Raw genomic sequence first — 6,774 nt, forward strand, 5'->3', positions numbered from 1 at the left:
TGATTCATTATCCAGTACCACCACACATGCAAAAAGCTTTTGAAAGATGGAATAATTTATCGTTTCCGGTCACCGAAAAAATTCATAATGAAGTTTTAAGTTTGCCTATGAGTCCAGTATTGACTGAGGATGAAGTGAGTTTGGTAATTGAAATTTCTAATAGATATTAATTTGAAGTTTCTAAAAAAAATAGCCCAAACTCAATTGTTTAAAATCACTTCTTTAAATAGTATTAGTGTAGTATTTAAATTATGTATTGGCTTAATTACTTCTAAAGTTATTGCTATTTTTATTGGTCCAAGCGGATTAGCCCTCTTGGGTAATTTCAGAAATTTTGTGGGTTCTTTTGAAACTATTTCAACTTTGGGTTTTCAAAACGGTATTGTAAAATATATTGCCGAAACCAAAGAAAAGGAAACCGAATTGAAACAATATGTTGCTACGGTTTTTATCTCCGTATTTTTTGTTTCAGTAGCTTTGAGTGGACTATTGTTTTTCATGTCCGATTATTGGAATGAGTTTGTTTTTGGTAAAAATTATATTTTTGGTTTTGTATTCAAATCTTTTGCCTTTGCATTGCCTTGGTATGCTTTGTCACTAGTTTTGGTTTCTATCATAAACGGATTGGGTAAGTTCAAAAACGTAATTTACATCACCATAATTGGTAATTTTATAGGGCTTTTCGTTTCGGTTTTTTTGGTTTACAATTATCAAACCGTTGGGGCGTTACAAGCTATAATTATTACCCCATCGGTTTTGTTTTTGATTTCGTTTTATTATACCAACAAAGAATTTCCACTGTTTTCTTTTATTAGATTCGAATATTTTGATTTCAAAATCATCAAAAATTTAGCATCTTATTTCTTGATGGCTTTGGTTTCTGGTGTTGTTGGTTCGATAGTGTATCTTGCTATTCGAAAAAACATTATTGCTAGTATTGGTATTCATCAGGCAGGATATTGGGAGGCAATTACTCGAATATCGTCTTATTATTTGTTATTTGTTTCTACGATTCTTACGCTTTATTTTTTACCTAAATTGACAGTTGCACAAAACAATCTCGAAACCAAAAAGGTATTTTGGAGTTTTTACAAAACCATTTTTCCATTATTTTTAATTGGTGTTACGATTCTTTATTTTGTTCGCTTTTTGATTGTTAAGATTTTATTCACTACCGAATTTTTGCCTGTTACGACTTTGTTTTTTTGGCAATTATTGGGTGATGTGTTTAAAATGGCATCGTGGATTTTGGGCTATCAGTTTTTTGCCAAAAAACTCACACTTGCATTTATCATTACCGAGTTGTTTTCATTGATAGTAACGTATTTTTCTAGTTTTTTTCTAATGAAAATATTTGGATTAGAAGGTGTTGTTATGGCTTATGCTTTGGCCTATTTTGTGTATTGGGTTGTTTTAGTCGTTTATTTTAGAAGAAGTTTGTTTTAAACAAGTTAAAGTAAATGAAAAAATTTTTATTTAAAATTTTTATTTTTTGTATGCCATTAAATAGTTTTTTTAGAAAGTTGTAACATTTCTAAATCTCCTTTCCCTGATCCATAAACACAAATTTCATCGAATTTTTCTAGGTCAATAATGGCTTTTATTCTCTTAACTTTTTCTATCCCAAAACAATTATTAGTTATAAATCTTCCTGTAATCTTATTGTCTAAAATTTCCATACGAGTGCCAATGACTTCGACACCAAATTGAGCACTCCAAGGAGCTATCCATTCTGGAATAGACGCTGTTATAATAACTATTTTATGATTAGCTTTTAAATGCTTTTGAAATTCCTGATATATTTTTGGACTTAATTTTTTTTCAATTTCATTCACGGCAAAATTTATTGCAATCGCTTTGAAATAATCATATTTAAAGTTTTTAAAAAAATGTTGAAAGTATTTTTGCTTTACATTTTGATTCGATAGGATGCCTAATTTCATTAAAATTAAATAAGGTGATAAGTACATTATTCCAAAAAAGAAGTTCAAATTGCCTTTTGAAAATTTTGTAAACTCTAACAGGCTGTCTTTTTTATAGAGTGTTTTGTCAAAATCAAAAAGTGCTAAAGTATTTGTTTTCAATGATTAAAATATAAAAGATAAGACATTAATAATAACCAACCTAAAATAGTAAATTGCAGAAAATTATCTTTTAACACTAGTTTAGTTGGAGAATAAGAAGAGTTATCTACAATTGCTAATTTTAGATAGCGGACTAGTCCGTTTAAAACAAAAATTATGGATATGTAAAGCAGTTTGGAATGATATTGAAATTGTATTTCTGGCGAAATACAATAGAAAATATAACACACAACAATAATTGATGTTAAAATTGCCATAACAGTATCTATAAATGCTAAATTATATCCATCTATGTTTTTTCGGACTTGTTGACCGTTTTGAGCTAAAACCACATCGGTTCTTCTTTTTGCAATAGCAAGAAAAAGAGCCAGTAGGTAAGTCATTAATAATATCCAAATTGAGGCAGTAATTCCAGAAACTACTGTTCCTGCAAATACTCTTAGAATAAACCCAATAGCAATGATATTTACATCAAGAATAACAATATGTTTGAGCCATTTGGAATAGAGTATGTTTAAAAGAATATATAGAATTAAAATCAAAAATAAATTAGTGGAAATTAGGTTGGCTAATCCCAACGAAATTATCATAAGTATTAGCATTATTAAAAAGGCAATTTTAACTTTAATTGCACCAGAAGCTAATGGTCTTTTACATTTTTCAGGATGTTTTTGATCTTCATTTAAATCAAAATAGTCATTTATAATATAGATACCGCTAGCAGCAAATGAAAAACAAATAAAAGCTAAAAAGACATTGCTGAAAATAGATTCGTCAAATAATTCTTTGCTGAAAAACAGTGGTGCAAAAACAAATAAATTTTTGATGTATTGTTCAACTCTTAGAAGTTTAAGGTAACTTTTTATCATCTCGTAATGAATTGTATACTAAATAATGTTTTGTTTGATCAATTTTGTTGAAATTTTCATATATAAAAGTGGTAATTCCACTATATAAAATAGGGTAACCAATGTAGAGTTTATCAAAAATATATTCTTTGTTTATAAAGATATAGTTTTTTTTGTTTGCGGCTAATTTTATAAACAAAGTTTCTCTGCCCATAACTTCGTTTGTGATTATCCAATCTGCGGGTAATTTACTCTGAGTATCAAATATGCAATTTGCCATTGGTGTATCTGGTGCTACTATGAAATTCTTTCCGTATTTTTTTATTAATTGTTTGATTTCATTGTGTTTTTCAAATGTTTCTTTATCAGTTTTTATATATTTTAATTTTGGAGAAATAGAATCTAAAGAATAATTTAAATCTAGTAATGAACTATCGCGATACGGATTTTTATTTGAAAGAAATGAAATAATACTTACACCAAATATAATGGAATAATATAAGATTTTATTGTGCTTAAATTTTGGGATTTCGCTGTAAAATAAAATGATAAATGAAGCTATCATTCCTGTTGAAAGTAACATCGTAAATGGATAACCAACACTAATTGCTGTTGACCAAGCTATTAAAAGTGTCAAAAGCATTGGAGTAATGAATTTGATGTCTTTTTTTATAAAAAAAAAGTAATAAACTATCGACAACCCACAGGTTACAAAAAAAATTAAAGAAGCTTCTCGAACATTTTGAAAAAGATGATAGGAAATACTAGCTATCAAAAATGTAATAATAAGCCATTTTAGATATTCCTGAAATGAATTAGAGTTTGTTTTTCTTAAAAAATAATTAAAAATCAAAGGGAATAATAGAACAATAACCAAAATAGTTTTACTTCTAAAACAGTGAATATAATTGCTTATCCCATAGATATATAAGTCTTTAAAACTTGTTTGATTAGATGTTTGTTCAAAATAATTTGAAATTGTGGTAAAACTATTGATCCAGAAAAGATATAGACTTAAAAAGAAAATCAATAGAAGTCCAAATTGTAGTGATTTTTTTATTCCTGATTTTATAAAAACATAACCTAAAAACCCCAATGGAATTAGATAAAAAGATTGTTTTGTAAATGCGGATAATAAGCTAAATAAGGCAATAAAAGTTAAATGAATAAATGAATTAGATTTATCCTTAGCCATTATCCAAAAAGCTATAGATGCAAAAAATATCCCATCCGTTGTTGGCCAAGGATATGGTGACCAATTATGAATAGATATAATGAAGCAAGGAATCATTAAAGACCACTTATTGATGCCGTAATTTTTGAACTTATAAATCAAATCAAATCCAGAAAGTATGAAATAAACTTGTGAAGTAAATAGTAAATAATTAATAATTCTTATAAAATAGAACTGACCCTCAACTGGGAGTATTTTCATCCATAGTGCATGAAAATAGATAGTTATAGGTGGTCCTTTATAAATGAAATCTTGATAAATATCTTGACCATTAATTACACGCCAAGAGAAACTTGGAATATATCCAGTATCCCAATTTTCCATTCCAAATTGACTTAAAATGACGCAATAGAATGCGACAATGCTAAAAAAAATAATTTTATAATGTAAGGTTTTCACTTTTCGAGAATTAGGAAGTAATGAGGATATATAAAAGTTGTTTTTTTAAATTTTTCTATTGTTTTAAAACCGATATTTTTAACTGTCTTTTGGGCAAACTGAAAACTTATTTCATTTCCAGTCTCTTTGCTAAAAACCAAATCATGTATTTTGTTAAAATAAACAAATGGATGGCTAGCATCGATATCTTTAAATATTAGTATACTACCAAAAGCCATTTTTGAATATATTTCTTTTAAAAAAATAACTTGATTGTTTTTAGGCACATGATGTAAAACATCTATCATATAAACAATGGAGAATTTTTGAATTTCAATCGGAATAGTTTTACCATCAAATACTTCAAAAGTAATTGTTTTTTCATCTTTGAATTCTTTATTTATGGCTCGAGCATTTAAGACAAGAGTTTTAGAAATTTCTATACCGTAAATATTAGTTGCAGATGTGAATTTTGCAATAAGTGCACAAAATTGTCCAGAACCACAACCAATGTCAAAAACAGATTTATTTTGGTCAACATATTTTAATAAAATATCAAAAGGGCAAATTAATGGTCTATAATTAACTTTTAGTCTATCAATTAAATTTAAATTTAATGACTTTGATTTTAAAAAAGTTAGAATGTCAGATTGTTTAATCATAATTAATTTTTTGTACCGATTGTTTATTAAATGAAACATTTTTTAGGTTGTGGTTTCCTAAATCAAATTGATTTCAAACCTACATTTATTAATAAAATAAAGTTTTTTAGTGCCAAAATATAATTTGTTGTTTTAAAAGTAATCTTAATTTCAAGATAAATTCTACCTAATAAAATTTGATGTTCTTTTTTATTACGGTTAAGTTTAAAAGCTTTTTTTAAAATTTGATAAGTAGAATAACCATGCTTGTTTTTTGATTTGAAAAAGTTAGCGTGTAAAGAATTATTAAGAATTCTTTTTTGAACTAAAATGGCATCTATAAATTCTATATTATGATTTCTCGAAGTCCGTATCCAAAAATCTAAATCTTCATAAGATAAGTTTTCGTCATAGCCTTTTAATTCATCAAAAACTAATTTTTTTACCATTGACGAAACACTACAAATAACGGTTTTAGTGCTAATAATCTCTGCGTAAATATTGCCACTTGGTTTTTTTTCTATGGTTTTATTTTGGCAATCGACATCAAAATAATGGGAAATGTGAGTTCCTTTTTCGGAGATGAACTCCGCATTACCATATACAATGGCAAGGTTTTCATAACGGCTATTTTTGAAAGTATTTAGCTGTATTTCAATGCAATTAGATAGTAATATATCATCTGCAGCCAAATCAATGAAATATTGTCCTTTCGCCAATTGCATGGCATGATTAAAGGATTTTGTTAAACCTAGATTTGTTGTATTTTTTATGAAAATTATTTCAGGATACTTTTTTATGAAATCTTCAATAACTGCTACTGAATTGTCATTACTAAAATCATCAACAACAATGAGTTGAGTGTTTTTGTGAGATTGATTTAAAACAGATTTTAAACTTTCGGTTACAAAACCAGAATGATTGTAGCAGGAACAAATTACCGTAACCCAAACATCTTCTTGCATTATTATTTATATTTGGATAAAAATAAGCAAATAGTAATGTTTGACCAAATTAAAGAGAAAAATATCTGTATCGTTTCAGACCAACTCGCAACTGGAGGAGCAGAACGTTGCGCCGCTTTTTTGTCTGTTTTTTTAGAGAATAACTATTGTAAAGTTCATCATGTGATCGTTGTTGATAAAATTGAATATGAATTTTCAGGTAAAGTTTTAAACTTAGGAAAACTAAAGGATAATTCAAATGGATTTTTCAATAGACTGAAACGATTTAGGGTTTTAAGAAGGTTTTTCTCTGATAATCAATTTGATTATATTATTGATTTTAGGGTAAAAAGATACCAATGGCAAGAGTTTTATATTGCTAAATTTATTTATAATGCCCCATTAATTGTTACTGTACACAGTTTTATGACGGATTTGTATTTTCCTAAAAACATCATTTTAGCGAATTGGATTTATTCTCATTGTTATAAAATTGTTAGTGTTTCAAATGGAATTAAAAAACGAATAGAATCTGATTTTAAGTATTCGAATATTGAAACTATTTACAATCCTATTGATATAGGATACATTCAAAATCAGTCTAAGGAAAATTTAGATTATAAATATATTCTTGCCGTTGGAAGA

The 6,774-nt window shown here is 27.3% G+C and carries 8 protein-coding genes; 3 read left to right on the forward strand and 5 right to left on the reverse strand.

Translation table 11 applies throughout. The features are described from left to right. Both ACKVOD_RS03460 and ACKVOD_RS03465 read left to right on the forward strand, forming a co-directional pair. On the forward strand, positions 1-170 hold a 170-nt coding region (locus tag ACKVOD_RS03460), incomplete at its 5' end, for a DegT/DnrJ/EryC1/StrS family aminotransferase (protein WP_409208093.1). 1 nt (position 171) lies between these two features. Next, positions 172-1,446 carry an O-antigen translocase gene (locus ACKVOD_RS03465; RefSeq protein WP_409208086.1) on the forward strand — a complete coding sequence of 425 codons (1,275 nt, stop codon included), beginning with the start codon at positions 172-174 and terminating at the stop codon, positions 1,444-1,446. A 56-nt stretch (positions 1,447-1,502) separates the two neighbouring features. Here the strand turns inward: ACKVOD_RS03465 and ACKVOD_RS03470 are convergent, their stop codons facing one another. From ACKVOD_RS03470 to ACKVOD_RS03490, 5 genes are all read right to left on the reverse strand, one after another. After that, the gene (locus tag ACKVOD_RS03470) at positions 1,503-2,084 is read right to left on the reverse strand and encodes an HAD family hydrolase (RefSeq protein ID WP_409208087.1); all 582 of its coding nucleotides are present in this window, start codon (positions 2,082-2,084) and stop codon (positions 1,503-1,505) included. Continuing rightward, entirely contained in the window at positions 2,081-2,953 is an 873-nt protein-coding gene (locus tag ACKVOD_RS03475) for a decaprenyl-phosphate phosphoribosyltransferase (protein WP_409208088.1), read from the reverse strand. The genes ACKVOD_RS03470 and ACKVOD_RS03475 overlap by 4 nt, the downstream gene beginning before the upstream one ends. Further along, complete coding sequence (locus ACKVOD_RS03480) at positions 2,934-4,490, reverse strand: hypothetical protein (protein WP_409208089.1); 1,557 nt, start codon at positions 4,488-4,490, stop codon at positions 2,934-2,936. The genes ACKVOD_RS03475 and ACKVOD_RS03480 overlap by 20 nt, the downstream gene beginning before the upstream one ends. A 71-nt stretch (positions 4,491-4,561) precedes the next feature. Continuing rightward, positions 4,562-5,206, reverse strand: coding sequence for a class I SAM-dependent methyltransferase (locus ACKVOD_RS03485; protein WP_409208090.1), 645 nt, complete (start codon positions 5,204-5,206; stop codon positions 4,562-4,564). A 62-nt stretch (positions 5,207-5,268) separates the two neighbouring features. Next, positions 5,269-6,150 carry a glycosyltransferase family 2 protein gene (locus ACKVOD_RS03490; protein ID WP_409208091.1) on the reverse strand — a complete coding sequence of 294 codons (882 nt, stop codon included), beginning with the start codon at positions 6,148-6,150 and terminating at the stop codon, positions 5,269-5,271. A gap of 36 nt (positions 6,151-6,186) precedes the next feature. On the opposite strand from ACKVOD_RS03490, the gene ACKVOD_RS03495 reads away from it, so the two are divergent. Then, positions 6,187-6,774 (forward strand): glycosyltransferase (locus tag ACKVOD_RS03495; protein ID WP_409208092.1); only part of this gene is annotated, 588 nt, incomplete at its 3' end.

This window comes from Flavobacterium sp. (genome assembly GCF_046155325.1).
Classification (GTDB): domain Bacteria; phylum Bacteroidota; class Bacteroidia; order Flavobacteriales; family Flavobacteriaceae; genus Flavobacterium.